The organism is Planococcus halotolerans, assembly GCF_003289955.1.
Classification (GTDB): domain Bacteria; phylum Bacillota; class Bacilli; order Bacillales_A; family Planococcaceae; genus Planococcus; species Planococcus halotolerans.
Genome location: NZ_QLZR01000007.1, coordinates 120,933 through 139,725, shown reverse-complemented (window position 1 = coordinate 139,725; position 18,793 = coordinate 120,933). Strand labels below are relative to the sequence as shown.

The following is an 18,793-nucleotide window of genomic DNA, read 5'->3' as shown; positions in this document are numbered from 1 at the left end:
AACAAAACCCCCCATTTCAATTTGAAATGGGGGGTTTTTGTAGAGCAAATGCTTATTCTTCAGCAGGTGCTCCTGCATTCATGATTTCGTCCAATGCGCCTTCAAGTTCTTCATCTTTGATTTCCACGTTGGCCTGTTCCATCAATTCTGCAATTTTAGGAAGCAATGCAGTTTGATCAGCTTTTTGCATAGCAAGCTCGCTGCGGATTTCTTCTTTCTGTTCTTCCAAAGGCTCCTGGCCTTCAACTTCACGTTTGTCTGTTACTTGGATAATGTGGAATCCGTGCTGTGTTTGTACAGGTTCACTGATTTCATCAACTTCCAATGAATAAGCGGCTTCTTCAAATTCCGGTACCATTGCGCCGGCTCCGAACCAGTCAAGGCTGCCACCATTTGCTGCAGATCCCGGATCAGTTGAATATTCTTCAGCCAATTCAGCGAAATCTCCTCCGGCGTCAAGTTCTTCCTTTACAGTAGCAGCAGTTTCTTCATCAGCTACAAGGATGTGGCGCGCGTTAAGTTCTGTACCCTGACGGTCATAATAAGACTGAATTTCTTCATCAGTTACTTCTACACCATCAGTCAAAGCTTTTTCCTGCAGTAGATTCAAACGGATCACTTTTTCATAGCTTTCCTCTGTTTGATTGTTTTGTTCAAGGAAGGCTTCATAGTTTTCACCATATTCTTCTTTAGAACTTTCAATCTCAGCCTGAACTTCTTCATCAGTTACTTCATATTCTTCAGACAGTACTTTTTCAATCATCAGGATCTGGATGGCCTGGTCACCGATTGATGTTTTCATTTCTTGATATAAATCCTCTTTAGTGACATCTCCGGCTTCTGATGTAACAAGGACAGTGCTGTCCGCATTGTCATCGCTGCATGCTGTCAAAGCTAATACTGAGGCCGCTAAAGATAAAGTTAAAACTGTTTTTTTCATAATTTCCGCTCCTATCATACATTCTGGTTGCCGTAAGTTACTATACCATAAACGTTTAAAAATTAAAAAAGTTTCTTCTGGTGATGAAATCAACAATTTAAGGATAAGTAAGTATGTGTTTTTTTCGAGTAAGCTATAAAAGGAACGCATCTCTGTCCAGACTCCAGCGGCCTAGCTCTTCGGGTCATAAGCCACTTTGTGTCTAGTCTCCAGTGCCTAGCTCTTCGAGATATAAGTCAAACCAGCTGCGTGGCAAAGAACGCCACTACGCTGATTCGTCTTATACCTGTCAGAGCTGAACAGGCACTTCCGCTTTTCTAGACTGTGCGGCTGAAAAGACGCCGCTTTGCCAAATCGTCTTATGCCTTTCAGAGCTTAACGGGCGCTTGCGCTTTTCTTATTTTGTATTAAAAAAGCCTATTTGCCAAAGGGCAAATAGACTTAAGGAGTAAATTCTACGCCTACATAAAGTGAAACCAATAAAATTGTTATTAATATATTAATCGTACGGAATATTTTCTCGTGATTTTCTTCTGGAATTTCCCGTGAGGTCACCAATGCCAAAGTCATTCGGTTGATTTGGAACAGGTAAAACACTGAGAACATAACTACAAACGCGATAATCATGAATTTCCTCCCCTCTGCCTTAGATTCAAGTATAACAAATTCGGAAAGAAAATACAGGATTAACTGATTGCCTGCGGTACCAGTATTTCAAAACCTGTTTCAGTTTCTTCAATCAATGCATGCTTTGGTGTACGAAGCAGGTGACGGACATAAACGAGATCTGTCAGGCAGAGACTGCAATGGTACGCGAGCAGAATTGCAAAATAATGAATATAAGCAGGGAAGAGTGCACTTAAAAGAATAACCAATGTGTTCAAGAGAATGAATGGTGCCAGTAAGGCAAGTAGAAAGCGGGTCTTTGCTACCGGTTCTTTAACATGGAGTGAAATTCCGGGAAGCATGCCCAGTTGCTTGCGTAAAATAAACTTCAAGCATTTCCGGCTGCCGATCAGCGGCAAAAAGTGAAACATTTTATGAAGCGGATAAACCGATAATATTCCTAAAAAGAAAAAGAAAAAATAACGATCGGATAATGGAGTGGTATAAAAGAAATTTAAAAGGACATAAAATATTGTGAAAACACCCATTCCAGCTAACACTGCGAATGTGAAAAGGCGGTTAAAGCCATATTCTTTTTTTACATTTATCGTTTTCCAGCAGTGCATAAAATGCATCCCCCACAAATTGGTATTCTCAGTTGAGTCGATACATACAATACAACGATTTTCCGATAAATGCAAGCCTATTTAAAACATTGTTTTTCATAGCGTTTTCATTATTTTTCAGTTGGTTCAACGATATGGTTTTCTTCATTAAATTTGCTTTCAATATTTTTGAAGGAGGCCTCGAAAATTTCCATGAAATCATCACCATAAATCGTGCGGATAACTGCCATAACTTCCAGGAATTCCGGGAATTTACCATAGAGCTCCCGGAGTTTCAAAGAGCCGTCAATCACAGAATGAGGTGTGTCATGGTAACGTTCAATCATTTCCTGCATTAAATCTTCACCTTTAGGGGTCAGCTCGATGTACGTATTCCGTTTATCGGTATCACGTTTGGAGAATGACAAAAGTTCCCGTTCTTCGAGCTTTTTGGAAAAATTGAAGGCAGTGGAGACATGCATGACACCGAATTTAGCCACATCTGAAATAGAGGCACCTTTCAGGTGATATGCAATCCATAGGATGTGGTGCTCATTAATATTCAGGTCATAAGGTTTGATCCACAATTGCCAATCTTTTTCGACCGCTTTCCATAAAGCTTTGGATAATTGTCCGATACGTTGGCTGAACATCATCGCTTCTTTCATCGTATAGTCGCGTTCGACCATAAAAGCACCTACTTCCCATAATTTGAGATTTCCTTCATTATAGCAATAAAGTAAAGTGAATAAAAGTCCGAATAGTAAAAAAACTTATTAAAAAAACTGCCAAATGGCAGTTTTTTATCTTTATTCATTTTGAGAATGACTTATTGTGAAACTTTTTTATCATCTTCTGTTTCGATTTCGTTAAATTCCTGGTTTTTAACCTGTTTATCATCGTCATCGCTGTCATCTTTTTTATCTTTGCTGATGGATTTTTGCAATTCTTCAATTGCATTTTGAATAGCCATTATTTCAAGCTGAAGATGTTCCTTCGCAGGAGCCGTGCCTTCCTGCCATTCTGCCATAGACTGTTTCAGTCCTTCCATTGCAGGAGGGATTTGTGATTTTGCTTCAAGTTTCAACTGGTTAACGGATTCTTTTAACTGGTTTACCTGTTCTTTTACATCTGCCAACTTTTCTTTCCAGTCTGTGGAAGCCGTTTTGACAGAAGTCCTCAGTTCTTCACCAGATTGTGGTGCCGAAAATAATGTTGCTGCCGCTCCGGTGGCGAGCCCTGTCGCAAGTCCTATAAAAAAGTTCGATGCTTTCATGAATGATGCGCCCCTTTCGTCCTATAAAGGTCTTTTCCTCTATTTAACTTAATTAAAACATAAAACTGAATTGCTGTTCAAAGAAAAAAAGCTTTCCGGCAAATAATATGCCGGAAAGCTTTTATTATACTGGTTGAGAGACAGCTGTTTCAAAGTTCGACCTTTTGACCAATTTGATGACAATCGGATAAATGATGGCGAACGCAATGCCGTTGAAAATCATGGCCGGAAGCACAACTGTCGTGAATAAAAGAGTGAATGGTATTTCTGCGCCAATTAAGAAAATTGCGGCCGACAGAAAGATCGAGCCGGAAAGTACTGTTCCACCAGCAACTAAGGCGATGGCAGCCGGCAATTTCACGGCAACTTTCTTCAGCATAAAAACAAATGCCAGAAAGACGAATGCCGTAATGAATTTATCGATGATATTCGGGAAAAAACCTCCAGGGAATGTTGAAAACAATCCTGAAATCACTCCCGTTGTTACTGCCAGTAAAAATGTTGACTTTAAATTAGGGAATAAAAGGATACCAACAAACATCATTGTCAGCATGAAGTCCGGTTTCATTCCACCGTTGATTCCTGGGATGACCACATATAATGCCGCCCCGACGCTGACCAGCAGCGCCATCAGTACAAGATTTTTCGTATTCATTTCTCATCTCTCCTCAGCTCATGGCTATTTTAGTTTCTCCCGGCGCGTCCTCGTGACCGCAGGCGAAAAACTTATTATTGATTCTATACTCTCTGTTCAGTTAAATCAAGCACCGGCAGCTAATTTATTTTTAACTTCCTCAGCCAGTTCCTGGATCCGTTCTGTGGTGAATTCTTTTTCTTTGGTTATCCATTTAGCTCCGAATCCATCTGTCTCGCCGTATCGGGGGATGAAATGGAGGTGGAAATGGAATACGCTTTGACCGGCTTTGGCTCCGTTATTGTTGAGAAGGTTCAAGCCTTCCGGATTGAAGGTTTCCTTAATGGCTGCAGCAATTTTTGGAGCCACGCTGAAAAGGTTTCCTGCTTCGTCCGGCGTAAGGTCATAAACTGATTCACGGTGTGTTTTCGGGATGAGAAGGGTATGTCCCTTAGATAAAGGCATAATATCCATAAAGGCGAAGACATGTTCATCTTCATAAATTTTTACGCTTGGGATTTCACCTGAAATGATTTTGCAGAAAATGCAATTCGTCATATACAACATCCTTTCCATTTTCTTCAGTCTACCATAATTCAATTTAAGAAAAAGAAATTGTCCGCAGATTTTGATACAATGGCTATATAAGTTGAATAAAAGATTTAGTCTATATATACCGCTTCGGCGCTTTGGACAGTGCAAAGATTATGCTCCTGCGCACTGCTCGTCGCAAAGGTGGCGCCGCAAGCTCATGGCGCACATTGCCTCCCGCAATAAGCCGAGAAGAGCACTCGTCTTATTGCTCCGTCGGCATTCGCCTGCTCCTGAGCCGCGCCTTTGCTGAGAGACATCTCTAAAGATATGGAGCAAAACAGCGAAGAGTCGGCCGAAGCTTGCAAGGCCGACTCTTTGCGACGAAGCTAGCGCAGCGCTGCAGGAGCAAGGATGTAAGTTAGTTCAGCAAGAACACGTAGGAATAAAGTCACGTGCTCCTGTCTCTGCATCGCTTCGCTGGCTTCGAGACATGAAAGTGCGTTGCAGTGCTTTGCACTTCGTCGCAAAGACTTAGCCTCGCTAGCGTCGGCTAATGTCTTCGAAGCTTTTTTGCGGAATATCGACTACAAAGAATTATTAGTTCAACTTATATAGTAAGAAAGAGGTGTATGAATTGGCAGTTCTGGAAGTTGAATCGTTAACAGGGGGTTATACCCGAAAACCGGTATTGAAAGACGTCAGTTTTTCAATCAGGAAAGGTGAACTTGTCGGCTTGATCGGTTTGAATGGTGCCGGAAAAAGTACCACCATCAAGCATATAATCGGAATCATGCAGGCAAAGTCAGGCGAAATCCGACTGAACGGAAAGAGTTTCCAGGAAGATATGGATGCATACCGTTCTTCATTTTCCTATATCCCGGAAACGCCGGTTTTATATGAAGAGCTGACTTTGCGTGAACATTTGGAACTGACGGCAATGGCTTATGGCCTTGATCAGGATACATTCGAGAAACGTTCTGCAGAATTATTGAAAGAATTCAGAATGGAAAAAAGACTGAAATGGTTTCCATCGCATTTTTCAAAAGGGATGCGCCAAAAAGTTATGATCATGAGCGCTTTTCTGGTGAATCCTGCCCTTTACATTATTGATGAACCGTTTGTCGGGCTCGACCCGCTTGGCATCAAATCTTTACTGGATCAAATGGAAACACAAAAGAAAAAAGGGGCTTCGGTTTTAATGTCGACCCATATTCTTGCGACTGCTGAGAAATATTGCGACCGCATCATTTTGCTGCATAACGGAAAAGTGCGTGCTATCGGTACAATGGCGGATCTGCGAAAAGAATTCAGCATGCCCCATGCAACGCTGGATGATCTCTATATCGCGATGACCGAGGATGATGACAATGAAGAACCTGCATGATGTCTGGTCCAAGCGCTTCCGCAGCTATACAGTGGAAGTGCAGAATTATTTTAAATACATCTTTACCGGACATATTGCAGTAGTACTGCTTTTTGCAATTGGGGCGGCTGGTTATGCCTACAGTGACTGGGTACAGAATGTTCCGGAAGATTTTCCGGCAGCTTTGTTGCTGGCCACCATTTTTGGAGTGCTGCTTGCCTACAGCCCGCCATCTACCTTGCTGAAAGAGGCCGATATGGTCTATTTTTTGCCGCTGGAAAGCAAATTGGACGAATTTCTTAAGCCGGCCCGGAAATGGTCTTTCCTGTCACAGCTATATTTGCCTGCCATTGCATTTATCGTTTCATTGCCGATGGTTAACGCAGTATACGGATTGGAAACATCTTATCTGATTGGATTTCCTCTATTATTGTTGATTATCAAATGGTGGAATGTCCAAACTGAGTTTTCTTTCAGAAAAGCGTTCGCTGGGCAAAAATCATGGTTGGACCGGTTGAGCCGTTTTGTATTGGCTTTTGCCTTTACATACTTTTACGTAGATAATCTGGTATTAGTCGCTGCCTTGCTTTTATTTGCCATGATCCTGTACGGCAAATGGACACAGAACCGGGCGGCAGGGCTGCCGTTTCCATACGAACATTTTGTCCGGCTGGAAGAAAATCGCATGCTGCGTTTCTACCAGTTCGCGAATTATTTTACGGATGTCCCCCAGATCAAAGGAAAGATCAAGCAGCGCAGCTGGCTGAATTGGGTCTATAAATTTATCGGGAAAAATCCGAAAGATGCACATTACTATCTTGTATGGCGCACATTTATCCGTTCTGATGAATTGTTTTACCTTTGGGTGCGGCTGACCTTACTTTCGATGGCTGGTGCCTTGCTGATTCCTTTCACGATTGCTATGGCCATTTTTGCAGGAGCTCTGGCATTCGCAACGGCTATTCAAATATGGCAGGGGCTGAACCAGACCCAACATTTTCGCATGGATAATCTTTTTCCATTGTCGCAGTATACGCGGCAGCACGCCGTAAAAAAGCTGATAGTGATTTTACAGCTTGCTCAGGCGGTATTGGTTGCAGCGGTTCTCTTGATTACAGGTGCTTATCTTTCAGCTGCTATCATTTTTGCAGCGATAATCGTTGTTTCACTTATCACATTGATGTTTTCGGCCAATAAAAATAAGAAGAAAAAATGAAAAATCCCGTTTCCAGAACTTGCTGGAAACGGGATTTCTGTACTTATTGATGGGCATGAAGGGCGGCACTTCCGAGTGTTTTTGCCGCAATCAGCATTGCCTCTTCTTTAAAGTCGAATTTCGGATGGTGATGAGGATAGACTTCGCCGTCTGGCATAGCGCCTGTAAGGAAAAAGGTGCCTGGAACTTTTTCAAGATAGTAGGCGAAATCTTCACCAATCATCAATGGAGGCGTGTTGTACAATTTCTTGACTCCAGGAACTTGTTCGGCGATGTCTTTTAAATACATCGTTTCCTTTTCGTGATTGACGAGAGGGGAATAGCCGCGGTTATAAGTGAATTCATAAGTGCAGCCTGCTGCAAGACAATTTCCCTGAATGATCCGTTCCATCTCTTCTTCCATCAGATCCCGTATCTGTTCGTTGAATGTGCGGATCGTTCCTTTGAGAACAGCTTGGTCAGCGATGATGTTGAAAGGATTCTCGGCAACAAATGATCCGACCGATAAAACAGCTGATTCCAATGGGTCAACGCGCCGTGATACCAGTTGCTGAAGGTTCATGACAATTTGGGAACCGAGCACGATGGCATCTCTTGTATTATGCGGCATGGCACCGTGCCCTCCGCGCCCCTGGATTTTCAAGGTGAAGCTGTCGGCGGCAGCGATAATCGGTCCTACGCGGTAATCAATTTGTCCAAGAGGAGTCATCGACCAGAGATGGGTGCCAAAAATTTGATCTACACCATCCAGAGCTCCATCTTTGATCATCGCCATTGCACCACCAGGAACCAGTTCTTCGGCATGCTGGTGGATGAGGACATAAGTTCCTTCCAGTTCACGGCGCAAACTGTGCAGGATTTTGCCCAATACGAGAAGGGTGGCAGTGTGGCCGTCGTGTCCACAGGCATGCATGACATTAGCCGTCTGGGATTTATAAGGAACATCTTTTTGATCCTGGATAGGAAGTGCGTCAAAATCCGCACGCAGAGCAATCGTCTTTCCAGGTTTAGCGCCACGCACTGTCGCGACCACCCCGTTGCCTCCGACATTATGCCGGACGTCGACGCCCAATTGTTCATAATAATGCCGGATGTAATAGGCCGTTTTTGTTTCATTGAAAGAAACTTCCGGGTGCATATGCAGATGCCGGCGGATGTCCACCATTTCCGGATAAGCTGTCTCAAGCTCCGTGTATAATTTTTCAATCACCAATAAAACCCCTCCTCGAAATTATGTATTATTCAGTAAATAATAACATAATAATTGGACAAGAAAAAAAGAGAGCGAATTTCGCTCTCTTCCATTTCATTGTCCAGCCTCCAGCGCCTAGCTCTTCGGGACATAAGTCATCCTAGCTATGTGGCAAAGAACGCCACTTCGCTAGAATGCCTTATGCCTTTCAGAGCTGGACAGGCACTTCCGCTTTTCTCTTAATATGTGAAGTTCATATAGGACGCTGCAAAATAAATGATAATGATGATGAACGAAGGAACCGCATAAGTCATTACTGACGCACTGTTCTTTCTGGCGAGTAAATACAATGCCAATAATGACATGACCAATACGCCAGTCGCGATGATCATCGTTGCACCTGGTGTAGCAGCGGCAATCAGGTTGCCATCCCGGTAAACAGGGTCAGACAGGGCAAGGATGATCATGTTGAAAATGTTCGATCCCAGAATTGCACCAACAGCCATATTGACATTGTTCAGGCGCAAGGCAACAAATACAGCAATCGCTTCCGGCAGGGAAGTGGCAGCGGCAATCAGGAAACTGCCGATGAAGCTGGAACCGATTCCCGTAATAATGGCAATCTGGTCACCTGTGATCGATAGAGCAGTTCCGGCGCCCAGAATGACGAGCGCAGCAATAATGAAACGGATGATTGCTCCTTTTGCAGAAAGGCCTGCACTTGGGTTATCCGGCTCTTCTTCTTCAGCTGCTGCCGCTTCTGCTACAGGATCGAGCGACGGCAGTTTATTGATGGCCACCATACCTATAATATAAGTGGCGGCTATGATCAAGGCGTCGAGTCCTACACCCAGAATTTGTGTATCAATCCGGAGCCACAGGGCCAACATGACCAATATCGTCAATAAGATACCAAGCAGGGAAGTATAGATGTTATCACGGGATGCCCGGTCCAGAATGCGGCGCTTTCTCAACAGGAAGTCGAACGCTCCCAGGATGAATAAGTTGAAAAGGTTGGAGCCGATCATGTTTCCGACGGCGATATCGGCATTGCCGATGGCGGCCGCTGAGAAACTGGTTGAAACTTCCGGGAGGGAAGTGGCACCGGCCAATAGAAGGGTACCCACCATCATGCCGCCCATAGCTGTTTTTTCACTGATGACATCCGCATACTCCGACATTTTAATCGAAGCATAGACAGTTATGATGCCGGCTATTAAAAAATAAACAAAAATCACTTAAAATTCCTCCTGTTCTGGTATGTATTCGCTCCGCCCTATGCGGAGCCGTTCAATCACTCGTCTTCAGGCTTCGCAGAATATGTGGTGACATACGAAGAGCCCGCGAAGATATTGACGGGTTTTGAAGCTGGTGCGTCTTCCGATTTGGAATGCGCTTTTGAAAATGCCTGTGACTCTTTCCATTTTTCAAAGAAAGCTGGAGACTCCCATTCGGTCAAAACGACGTAAGTGTCGGAATCGAGTGGGCGCAGTACACGGAAAGCGACATAACCCGGTTCATTTTCAATCGCACCTGCACGGTTTTTGAAGCGGTGCTCAAAAATCGGACGGCCTTCGTCGGTTACCGGAATATTATTGAAAACAAAAAAACCTTTTTCTTTGAATTCGCCAGTACCATCTACAACTTCATATCTGCGGGGTGTTTGGAAGATGCTTTTGCCTTCTGTTTCGTGCAGGATCAAGGTGGTATTTTCCCCTTGCATCACGACCATCGTTTCTTCAGGATGCTTATCACGCATTTTCTTCATATATTCATATGTTCCTGTAGTCATGAATAAATTCATCAATAATCCCTCCTAAGTATATATTCAGTATAACTTTCCCTGAAAAAAATAACAGCAAACCCCCTTTGTCAATCTAGTGAAGTCATAAGCGTCTAATTTATGACATTTGCCCGCAGAATCTATACAATGGAAAACAGAGAGTCTATAGTATATACGGATATAAGAACGATATGCAGTGGACGATATATTTTGAAGGGATGTTTTTTGCAATGGCTTTTAACGATACTTACCTGAGAGCGGCTAGAGGAGAAAAAACGGATCATGTACCTGTTTGGTTTATGAGGCAGGCGGGCCGTTCGCAGCCGGAATACCGCAAAATCAAAGAAAAATACTCATTGGAAGAAATTACGCATCAGCCTGAGCTGTGTGCATATGTCACTAAATTGCCGGTCGACCAATACAATGTCGACGCTGCAATTCTTTATAAAGACATTGTGACGCCACTTCCGGCAATCGGTGTGGACGTAAAAATCAAAGCGGGAATCGGTCCGGTAATCGACAATCCGATCCGTACTATGGAAGATATCAGCCGGCTTGGTGAGATCAATCCTGAACAGGATGTTGATTATGTGTTGAAAACGATCAAATTATTGACTGAAGAACAATTGAATGTGCCGCTTATCGGTTTTTCCGGTGCACCGTTCACACTCGCCAGCTATATGATTGAAGGCGGGCCATCGAGAAGCTACAACAAAACAAAAGCGATGATGGTATCGCAGCCACAAATGTGGTTCGCTTTGATGGATAAACTGGCTGACACCATCATACCTTATGTTAAAGCACAAATTAAAGCGGGCGCAAAAGCGATCCAAATTTTTGATTCGTGGGTTGGGGCTCTTAACGTGGAAGATTATCGGATTTTCATCAAACCGGTTATGGACCGTATTTTCAATGAACTCCGGACAGAAGGCGTGCCATTGACAATTTTCGGTGTTGGAGCAAGCCATCTGGCGAAAGAATGGCATGAACTTCCGGTTGATGTGGTCGGGCTCGATTGGCGTTTGCCGATTGCAGAAGCACGTTCGATGGGCTTGACGAAATCATTGATGGGGAATTTCGATCCTTCCTATCTATTGGCTGATTGGCCGGTAATCGAAGAGCGTACGAAAAGAATCCTTGATATGGGTATGCAGGACGATGGCTATATCTTTAATCTTGGACACGGTGTATTCCCGGAGGTTAATCCGGACACATTAAAACGCCTTACAGCATTTGTGCATGAATACAGTGCGGCATATAAATCTCAAAACTAATCGACTATAAATTCTTAGAGGTGACTGATGATGAAAAAGACTATGGGATTATTGGTAATGGCGTATGGTACGCCTTATAAAGAAGAAGATATTGAAAGATATTACACGCATATCCGCCGTGGCCGCAAGCCGAGCGAAGAAAGCTTGGAAGATCTCCGCAGCCGCTACCAGGCAATCGGCGGACTTTCTCCATTGGCAAAAATTACAGAAGATCAGGCGAATGCTTTATGTGATCGCCTGAACGCAGTCCAGGATGATATCGAGTTCAAGGTTTACCTTGGTTTGAAGCACATCGAACCGTTCGTCGAAGACGGCGTTGAAGCGATGAAAAAAGACGGTATTACAGAAGCGGTTTCAATTGTTTTGGCGCCGCACTTCTCAACATTTTCTGTTAAGTCCTACAATGGACGCGCAGCTGAAGCGGCAGAAGGAGCAGGCATCAGCCTGACATCTGTGGAAAGCTGGTACACAGAACCGAAATTCATTCAATACTGGAGCGAAAAAGTCAGCGCGGCATTTGCTGAAATGTCGGAAGAGGAACGAGCGAAATCATGCCTGATTGTTTCTGCGCATTCATTGCCTGAAAAAATTATTGCAAACGGTGATCCATACCCGGACCAATTGAAAGAAACAGCTGATTTGATCGCTCAGGCTGCCGGCGTTGAAAATTATGAAGTGGGCTGGCAAAGTGCCGGACAAACGCCTGAACCTTGGATCGGACCGGATGTTCAGGACCTGACTCGTGAATTGCATGATGTGAAAGGCTATAATTCGTTTGTCTATACGCCAGTAGGATTTGTTGCGGATCATCTGGAAGTGCTGTTTGACAATGATTATGAATGTAAAGTGGTTTGTGATGAAATCGGTGCAGCATATCGCCGTCCGGAAATGCCGAACGTGCAGCCGCTGTTCATCGAGGGCCTTGCTGATGTAGTTATGAAAAAACTGGCTGAAAAATAATCGGATTTATTTTTTCTGGCTTAAAGCAGGCAGAAAGAAACAGCTGGTTTTCCTGCGAATGAAACCTTGGAGGATTAAATCGAATGAAAAATATGATTTGGGTAGCCATATTAGCCGGAATGCTGCTGTTGACAGCATGTGGGGAAGAAGAAGCTGATACTTCCGGAGCAGGCACGAACTTAAATCCAATCGAAACTGCATTCAATTCTGCGGACACAGCTGATCCTAAAGAAAAGGTGACTCTGTCAGTGACAGTTATGCAAGGTGAGGAACTTGTGGAAGATGCTGATGAAGTGGTTTTTGAAGTCTGGGAATCCGGACACCGTGATGAAAGTGAAATGCTTCCAGCCGAACATGTTGGTGAAGGTGTTTACGAAACTGAGACTACTTTTGAAGAAGAGGGACTTTACTTCGCACAGGCGCATACCAATGCACGCCGCATGCACGTGATGCCAAAACAAGAGATCACAGTCGGTAATCCGGATCCTGAATCGATTGTGCCGGATGACAGTGACGATGCAACAGGTATGGATAAGATGGATAGCCATGAGGGCCATTGATACAGTTTATAGAACGAAAAAAGGCAGGCGCATTTTTGCGCCTGCCTTTTTTCATGGTTAATTGTTGAGACTCCAGTACCTGACTTTAAACAGGCACTTTCGCTTTTCTATAATTCAGTGCAGGAATTGCATTGAGTACCGTAGCACTCATGCTGTTCTTCAATTTGTTCCCCACAAGTTGCACATTGTTTTGGCGGCAGGTTCTTGAAAAATTCGACTACGTTCTCAATCATTCATTCCAGCTCCTTTTTGTTATAGTACTGTGTTAATTAATAACAGTGTATTATAACAGTTTAAAGAAGTCAACTCTAAATCGTGAATAATTTCCAATAATCCGTTAAACTGAAATCAGGAAACAATCTAAAGGAGAGAGATTATGTATTTCGTAGACAATAAGGGAATTACCGATCCACGCATCAATCTGGCTATTGAAGAATATCTTTTGAAAAACATGGATGTAGAGAAAGATCCTTTCCTGCTGTTCTATATCAATGAACCATCGATCATCATCGGGAAAAATCAGAACACCGCTGAAGAAATCAACACGGATTATGTTGATTCCAATGGTATCCACGTGGTACGCCGTTTGTCTGGCGGCGGAGCGGTTTATCATGATCTTGGCAATTTGAATTACAGTTTCATCACAGTTGATGATGGGGAGAGCTTCCGTAATTTCCGCAAATTCACGGAGCCGGTTGTAAAAGCGCTTAACGATTTGGGCGTCAACGCCGAATTGTCCGGCCGCAATGATCTAATGGCTGAAGGACGCAAGATTTCAGGAAATGCTCAATTTTCTACAAGAGGCCGTATGTACAGCCATGGTACTTTAATGTTTGATACGGATGTGGATGAAGTTGTTTCTGCACTCAAAGTGAGCAAGGAGAAAATCGAGTCGAAAGGCATTAAATCGATTCGCAGCCGAGTAGCCAATATTTCAGAGTTTCTGGAAAAACCGATGACTGTTACGGAATTCAGGTCTGCGATTCTCCACTCCATTTTCGAAGGAGAGGAAAACGTAAAACTTTGGGAACTAACGGATAAGGACTGGGAAGGCATACATGAAATTTCCCGGGAGCGTTATGGCAACTGGGACTGGAACTACGGTAAATCACCGAAATTCAATGTAAAGCATTCACACAGATTCCCGGTCGGCGGCATCGATGTACGTTTGCAGGTTGAAAAAGGTTTGGTGGAAGACGCAAAAATCTTTGGTGATTTCTTTGGAGTCGGAGATGTATCCGAACTTGAAAATGCTATTACAGGCGTGAAATACGAGCGCGCTGCCTTGGATGAAGCTGTATCTGGAATCGATATTCCGAAACTTCTCGGGGGCATTACGAAAGAGGAATTCCTGAAATTAATTTATTAAGAAATAATGAAGAGCCTGCTTTTAAGCAGGCTCTTTTGTTAGAATGGAAAGAAAAAGGAAAGGGGATCTTTCATGTCGGCGCAACGAATATTTATCGTGGAAGATGATTTGAAAATAGCTGAAATGCTGGCTGAAACACTCCGGAAATACCATTATGAAGTAGAAACTGCAAAAGATTTTGATCGGATCCTGGACGAGGCCGAAGCATTCGATCCCCATCTGATCCTGCTTGATATAAATCTTCCATCATATGACGGCTACTATTGGTGCAGGCAGCTGCGGCTTACAACTACATGCCCCATCATCTTTATTTCTGCCCGGTCAGGTGAAATGGATCAGATTTTTGCCTTGGAAAACGGTGGGGATGACTTTATAACGAAACCTTTCCATTATGAAATCGTCCTTGCAAAAATAAGAAGCCATCTCCGCAGAGCATACGGGGAATATGCTTTGAAACAGGAAGAACGAGCGGTGAAGGCAGGCCGTCTCACTCTATATATGGAAAGAATGGAACTTCACGTGAAAAATGAAGTGATTCCACTGCAAAAGAAAGAAGCGACTGTTCTTGGGCTTTTGCTGGCCCAGTATCCCAAAGTTGTTTCCAGGGAACAATTATTGGAAGAACTTTGGGATGACCAGGCGTTTGTTGATGAAAACACCCTTAACGTAAATATGACAAGAGTGCGCAAGAAGCTGGCTGATTACAATGTGCAATCTATCATTGAAACTGTCAGGGGAGCTGGATATCGCCTGTTGATTGATGAGGGGGAACTTTGATGCTTCGTCTTTTCCTCAAAGAACACGCTGCTTATATGGTTTTCCAGGCGGTATTGGTCGCTTTTATTATGATTCTTTATTGGCTGGATGGATTTCGCAATGTAGATACAGCGATCTATTCATTCGTCATCAGCATTCTGTTGACATCAGCATTTTTAGGAGTCCGCTACATAAAGCGTTATCGCTATTACAAAAAAATCTGTGAAAGCCCGGCTGCAATGGAGCATATGCTGCAAAAAGAAGGCCGGTCCCCAGAACAGATCCAGACAGATCTTTATCTTCAGAAACTGTATAAGGTTTATCAGAACGAAGTCCAAACCTTGTATGCATCACAGTCAAGGCACCTGCAATTCATGAATCAATGGGTGCATCAGATGAAAACTCCGATTTCCGTCATTCAGCTGCTGCTTCAGAATCCTGATGACCTGGATAAAAATAGCGTGTCTGAAGAAATTGACCGCCTGAAGGCGAGTCTCGATACCGTACTGATGAATGCCCGGCTCGATACGTTTGAACAAGATATGCAAATTGAACAAGTGAATCTCCAGAGCCTGGCTTCAGAAATCATTACTGAAAACAAACGCTTATTCATTTCCAGACAGGTCTACCCGGTAATTGACGTGGATGAAAAATTCCACGCAGCCACTGACCGTAAATGGATGAAATTCGTACTTGGGCAATTGATAACAAACGCAGTCAAATATACATTCGAAAAAGAAAAGAAGGTTTATATAACCGCTTCCTGCCACGAAAGCCATATCCAACTTTCTATTCGCGATGAAGGAATAGGTATACCAGCCACTGATATGGCCAGAGTGACAAAAGCTTTTTTCACAGGTGAAAACGGCAGGAAAACAGCAGAATCCACTGGAATGGGCCTGTATATTGCCAAGGAAGTCTGCAAAAGGCTGGGCCATGAACTGGCAATTGAATCAGCCGTAGGGCAAGGAACAACGGTATCTATTCTATTTTCGAACCAGGATACCGTCATATAGGGGGATTAATATGCCGTTAGTAAAAATTGATGATGTCACCAAAGTCTATGAGGGGAAAGTGACGCACCGTGCCATAAATCAATTGGGCTTTGAAGTGGAAAAAGGGGAATTTCTCGCAATTATGGGACCATCAGGCAGCGGCAAAACCACGTTGTTGAACCTGATCTCGACAATCGATGATCTTACTTCAGGAAATATTCTGATTGACGGCATCAATCCGCATGAATTGGGCAAAAACGACTTGGCACTTTTCCGCAGAAGGAAATTAGGGTTTGTTTTTCAGGACTTTAACCTGCTGCAAATGCTGACTGTCGAGGAAAACCTGGTGCTTCCGCTGACGCTCGATTATATTCCGCTGGATAAGATGGCGAATAGAGTCATGAGCATCGCCGATCGTCTCAGCTTGAAGCCGATCCTCCATAAACGGCCTAATGAGATATCGGGAGGAGAAACACAGCGCACAGCAATCGGGCGCGCGCTTATTCACAAACCTGATTTAATACTGGCAGATGAACCAACAGGCAATCTGGATTCCAAAGCTTCAAGGGAAGTTCTGGAGTTGTTGTCTGCCATTAATAAGGAAGAAGGGGCGACGATTATTATGGTCACTCATGATCCGATTGCTGCAAGCTACTGCAACCGGGTGCTGTTTATCAAAGACGGTGAATTTTTCAATGAAATCTACAGTGACGAGCGGCGCCAGACTTTCTATCAGCGCATATTGAATGTCCTGTCCTTGTTGGGAGGCAACGTGAATGACCTTTCGGCAGCTCGCTTACCGTAATGTGCTGCGCAATTTAAGGAGCTACGCGGCTTTTTTCCTTGCCAGTGTTGTATCCGTCATGGTGTTCTTCGTCTATTCGATGTTCATCTTCCACCCGTTATTTGAAGAAGAGGGATTGGGGACGATGGCGGTCCGCGGAATGCTGATTGCGGAAGTGGTCCTCTATATCTTTACTTTGTTTTTTCTGTTCTATTCGATGAGCGCTTTTTTACAGGCACGATCGAAGGAGTTCGGGGTATTGGTGCACCTCGGAATGACCAAACGCCAATTAAGTAAAATGATTTTTTTCGAAATGATGATTCTTGGCACTATTTCAACAGTGGCGGGAATCGCTTTCGGATTTGCTTTCTCCAAGTTCTTCTTTATGATTGGCCGTGAAATCATGGAACTCGAATCATTGCCATTGTATCTCAGCTGGGAGCCTTTCCTGTTGACCATTGGCGCATTCGCCAGCCTGTTCATCATCATTTCATTTATCAGTGTGGGGTTTATCCGCACAAAAAGAGTGTTAAATTTATTGCAGGGCTATTGGAAAATTGATGAGGTGGGGAAAAGTTCCTTTGTCCTGTCCGCAGCGGGCATTGTATTCCTGGTGATCGCCTATACGCTCGCAGCATTGGTCGATGATGATACCGTCTACACGATGGCTTTCATCATTCCGCCTCTGGCGACTATCGGAACTTATCTTTTCTTTACTCATTCCATCCACATGCTGCTTAATTTGTATAAGAAGAATAAATCCGTTTTTTGGCATAAGACACGACTCGTTTCAATTGCGGATGCTTCTGTCAAATTGAAGGACAGCGCGCAAATGTTCTTTATCGTCACCATTGTATCGACAATTGCCTTTCTCACGGTGGGCACGCTTGCCTCGTTCACATCCTATACCGGTGATTTTCGTGAGTCGAACCCCTTGAGCCTGATCTATATTTCATTTGAAGATAATCCTCAGGAAGAAGAGCATATCCAAATGCTTGCCGGCCAGCTGGAACAAAAAGGCCTGGCATACGATATTGCGCAGCTGACGATCAAAAGGCAGACTTCAGCCGCCAGCGGCAATGAGGTGGATATCCTGCAGGCTTCCCAGTTTAACCGGCTTGCTTCTACGCTGGGCTATGAAAATGTGAATCCGGCAGAAGGCGAAGGAATTTTCGTGCCTTATTCACAGGAATCGCTGGCAGCCTTAAATGAGACCGTGACGGAAACTGTGCTGCTTGAAAGTGGCGTGCCGCTTTTTATATCGACTGCCTATCCGCATATACTGTTTCCGAACCATACGTTGAATGCCAATAGCATCATCGTCAATGACCAGGATTTTGAGAAGATCGACGAGCCGCTGCTTGGCTACACTGAAGACCAGTCTTCCTTCACCTATTATGCATTCCACGTGCCGGACTGGACTGCCACTCTTGGGGTGGGCAATTCACTGTCAGATCAAATGGCCGAAGCCTTCGAAACCGGGGAATTTGAACAGATTTCCTATTATTTCGAGAATCCAGGCGAAGATTACCGTTGGTTCAAGTCTTCATTTGCGCTGATGCTTTTTATCGGGGTAATGGTAGCATTGGTATTTCTTCTGGCAGCCGGGAGTTTCATCTATTTTAAACTCTATACAGGATTGGAAAGGGACCGGAAGCAATACGCTTTGCTGGTCCGTCTCGGCATGACTGAAAAGGAATTGCTCCGAGTCGTCAACCGCCAATTGGTGCCCCAGTTCTTCCTGCCTTGGACCATTGCGTTGCTGCATAGCAGTTTTGCGTTTATTTCGCTGCAGGTTGTCTGGGATGAATTTGCCGAACTATCGATACTTGGCGAGATGGCAATCGTTTTAGCAGGGTTCACGATTGTTCAATTGCTTTACTTCTATTTGATTCGTTGGCGTTATATAGCACATTTACAGGCACCGTAATTTTACGGTGTCTGTT

At 43.9% G+C, this 18,793-nt stretch carries 21 protein-coding genes; 10 read left to right on the top strand and 11 right to left on the bottom strand.

Annotated elements, in window-relative coordinates; translation table 11 throughout:
* Positions 1–52: 52 nt before the first annotated feature.
* The 7 genes from DP120_RS15220 to DP120_RS15190 form a co-directional block, all read right to left on the bottom strand.
* A complete protein-coding gene (locus DP120_RS15220) occupies positions 53–940 on the bottom strand; it encodes a peptidylprolyl isomerase (protein WP_112224522.1) in 888 nt (295 codons plus the stop codon).
* Between the two features lie 441 nt (positions 941–1,381).
* Positions 1,382–1,567, bottom strand: coding sequence for a hypothetical protein (locus tag DP120_RS15215; protein ID WP_033542465.1), 186 nt, complete (start codon positions 1,565–1,567; stop codon positions 1,382–1,384).
* A 59-nt stretch (positions 1,568–1,626) separates the two neighbouring features.
* Positions 1,627–2,094, bottom strand: a complete 468-nt coding sequence (locus tag DP120_RS18725) for a DUF3267 domain-containing protein (RefSeq protein WP_276310408.1) — start codon at positions 2,092–2,094, stop codon at positions 1,627–1,629.
* Between the two features lie 188 nt (positions 2,095–2,282).
* Positions 2,283–2,840, bottom strand: coding sequence for an HTH-type transcriptional regulator Hpr (locus DP120_RS15205; RefSeq protein ID WP_112224520.1), 558 nt, complete (start codon positions 2,838–2,840; stop codon positions 2,283–2,285).
* A 140-nt stretch (positions 2,841–2,980) separates the two neighbouring features.
* Positions 2,981–3,427, bottom strand: coding sequence for a YtxH domain-containing protein (locus DP120_RS15200; protein WP_112224519.1), 447 nt, complete (start codon positions 3,425–3,427; stop codon positions 2,981–2,983).
* A 124-nt stretch (positions 3,428–3,551) separates the two neighbouring features.
* Entirely contained in the window at positions 3,552–4,082 is a 531-nt protein-coding gene (locus DP120_RS15195) for a tryptophan transporter (protein WP_112224518.1), read from the bottom strand.
* A gap of 105 nt (positions 4,083–4,187) precedes the next feature.
* Positions 4,188–4,619: an HIT family protein gene (locus DP120_RS15190; RefSeq protein WP_112224517.1), complete on the bottom strand. Its 432-nt coding sequence runs from the start codon at positions 4,617–4,619 to the stop codon at positions 4,188–4,190.
* A 610-nt stretch (positions 4,620–5,229) separates the two neighbouring features.
* Between DP120_RS15190 and DP120_RS15185 the strand changes: the two genes are divergently transcribed.
* Together DP120_RS15185 and DP120_RS15180 are read left to right on the top strand one after the other, a co-directional pair.
* Positions 5,230–5,979, top strand: coding sequence for an ABC transporter ATP-binding protein (locus DP120_RS15185; protein WP_112224516.1), 750 nt, complete (start codon positions 5,230–5,232; stop codon positions 5,977–5,979).
* Complete coding sequence (locus DP120_RS15180; RefSeq protein ID WP_112224515.1) at positions 5,963–7,174, top strand: ABC transporter permease; 1,212 nt, start codon at positions 5,963–5,965, stop codon at positions 7,172–7,174. The genes DP120_RS15185 and DP120_RS15180 overlap by 17 nt, the downstream gene beginning before the upstream one ends.
* A gap of 43 nt (positions 7,175–7,217) precedes the next feature.
* Here DP120_RS15180 and DP120_RS15175 read toward each other — a convergent pair whose 3' ends face one another.
* The 3 genes from DP120_RS15175 to DP120_RS15165 all read right to left on the bottom strand — a co-directional run bounded on the left by DP120_RS15175 (position 7,218) and on the right by DP120_RS15165 (position 10,170).
* A complete protein-coding gene (locus DP120_RS15175; RefSeq protein WP_112224565.1) occupies positions 7,218–8,384 on the bottom strand; it encodes an amidohydrolase in 1,167 nt (388 codons plus the stop codon).
* A gap of 221 nt (positions 8,385–8,605) precedes the next feature.
* The gene (locus DP120_RS15170) at positions 8,606–9,604 is read right to left on the bottom strand and encodes a sodium:calcium antiporter (RefSeq protein ID WP_112224514.1); all 999 of its coding nucleotides are present in this window, start codon (positions 9,602–9,604) and stop codon (positions 8,606–8,608) included.
* A 56-nt stretch (positions 9,605–9,660) separates the two neighbouring features.
* Complete coding sequence (locus DP120_RS15165; protein ID WP_112224513.1) at positions 9,661–10,170, bottom strand: antibiotic biosynthesis monooxygenase family protein; 510 nt, start codon at positions 10,168–10,170, stop codon at positions 9,661–9,663.
* A 209-nt stretch (positions 10,171–10,379) separates the two neighbouring features.
* Here DP120_RS15165 and hemE point away from each other — a divergent pair, with 209 nt between their 5' ends.
* From hemE to DP120_RS15150, 3 genes are all read left to right on the top strand, one after another.
* Positions 10,380–11,423 (top strand): uroporphyrinogen decarboxylase, encoded by a 1,044-nt coding sequence (gene hemE, locus DP120_RS15160; RefSeq protein WP_112224564.1) that lies wholly within the window; start codon positions 10,380–10,382, stop codon positions 11,421–11,423.
* Between the two features lie 27 nt (positions 11,424–11,450).
* The gene (gene hemH, locus DP120_RS15155) at positions 11,451–12,383 is read left to right on the top strand and encodes a ferrochelatase (protein WP_112224512.1); all 933 of its coding nucleotides are present in this window, start codon (positions 11,451–11,453) and stop codon (positions 12,381–12,383) included.
* Positions 12,384–12,466: 83 nt separating this feature from the next.
* Complete coding sequence (locus tag DP120_RS15150) at positions 12,467–12,943, top strand: FixH family protein (RefSeq protein ID WP_112224511.1); 477 nt, start codon at positions 12,467–12,469, stop codon at positions 12,941–12,943.
* A gap of 107 nt (positions 12,944–13,050) precedes the next feature.
* Here DP120_RS15150 and yhfH read toward each other — a convergent pair whose 3' ends face one another.
* Positions 13,051–13,176 (bottom strand): protein YhfH, encoded by a 126-nt coding sequence (gene yhfH, locus DP120_RS15145; RefSeq protein WP_112224510.1) that lies wholly within the window; start codon positions 13,174–13,176, stop codon positions 13,051–13,053.
* A 143-nt stretch (positions 13,177–13,319) separates the two neighbouring features.
* Here yhfH and DP120_RS15140 point away from each other — a divergent pair, with 143 nt between their 5' ends.
* From DP120_RS15140 to DP120_RS15120, 5 genes are all read left to right on the top strand, one after another.
* A complete protein-coding gene (locus tag DP120_RS15140) occupies positions 13,320–14,312 on the top strand; it encodes a lipoate--protein ligase (protein WP_112224509.1) in 993 nt (330 codons plus the stop codon).
* 72 nt (positions 14,313–14,384) lie between these two features.
* Positions 14,385–15,089 (top strand): response regulator transcription factor, encoded by a 705-nt coding sequence (locus DP120_RS15135; RefSeq protein ID WP_112224508.1) that lies wholly within the window; start codon positions 14,385–14,387, stop codon positions 15,087–15,089.
* On the top strand, positions 15,089–16,084 hold the full coding sequence (locus DP120_RS15130; RefSeq protein ID WP_112224507.1) for a sensor histidine kinase: 996 nt from the start codon (positions 15,089–15,091) through the stop codon (positions 16,082–16,084). The genes DP120_RS15135 and DP120_RS15130 overlap by 1 nt, the downstream gene beginning before the upstream one ends.
* Before the next feature lie 10 nt (positions 16,085–16,094).
* Complete coding sequence (locus tag DP120_RS15125; protein WP_112224506.1) at positions 16,095–16,868, top strand: ABC transporter ATP-binding protein; 774 nt, start codon at positions 16,095–16,097, stop codon at positions 16,866–16,868.
* Positions 16,840–18,777, top strand: coding sequence for an ABC transporter permease (locus DP120_RS15120; RefSeq protein ID WP_112224505.1), 1,938 nt, complete (start codon positions 16,840–16,842; stop codon positions 18,775–18,777). The genes DP120_RS15125 and DP120_RS15120 overlap by 29 nt, the downstream gene beginning before the upstream one ends.
* Positions 18,778–18,793 lie beyond the last annotated feature (16 nt).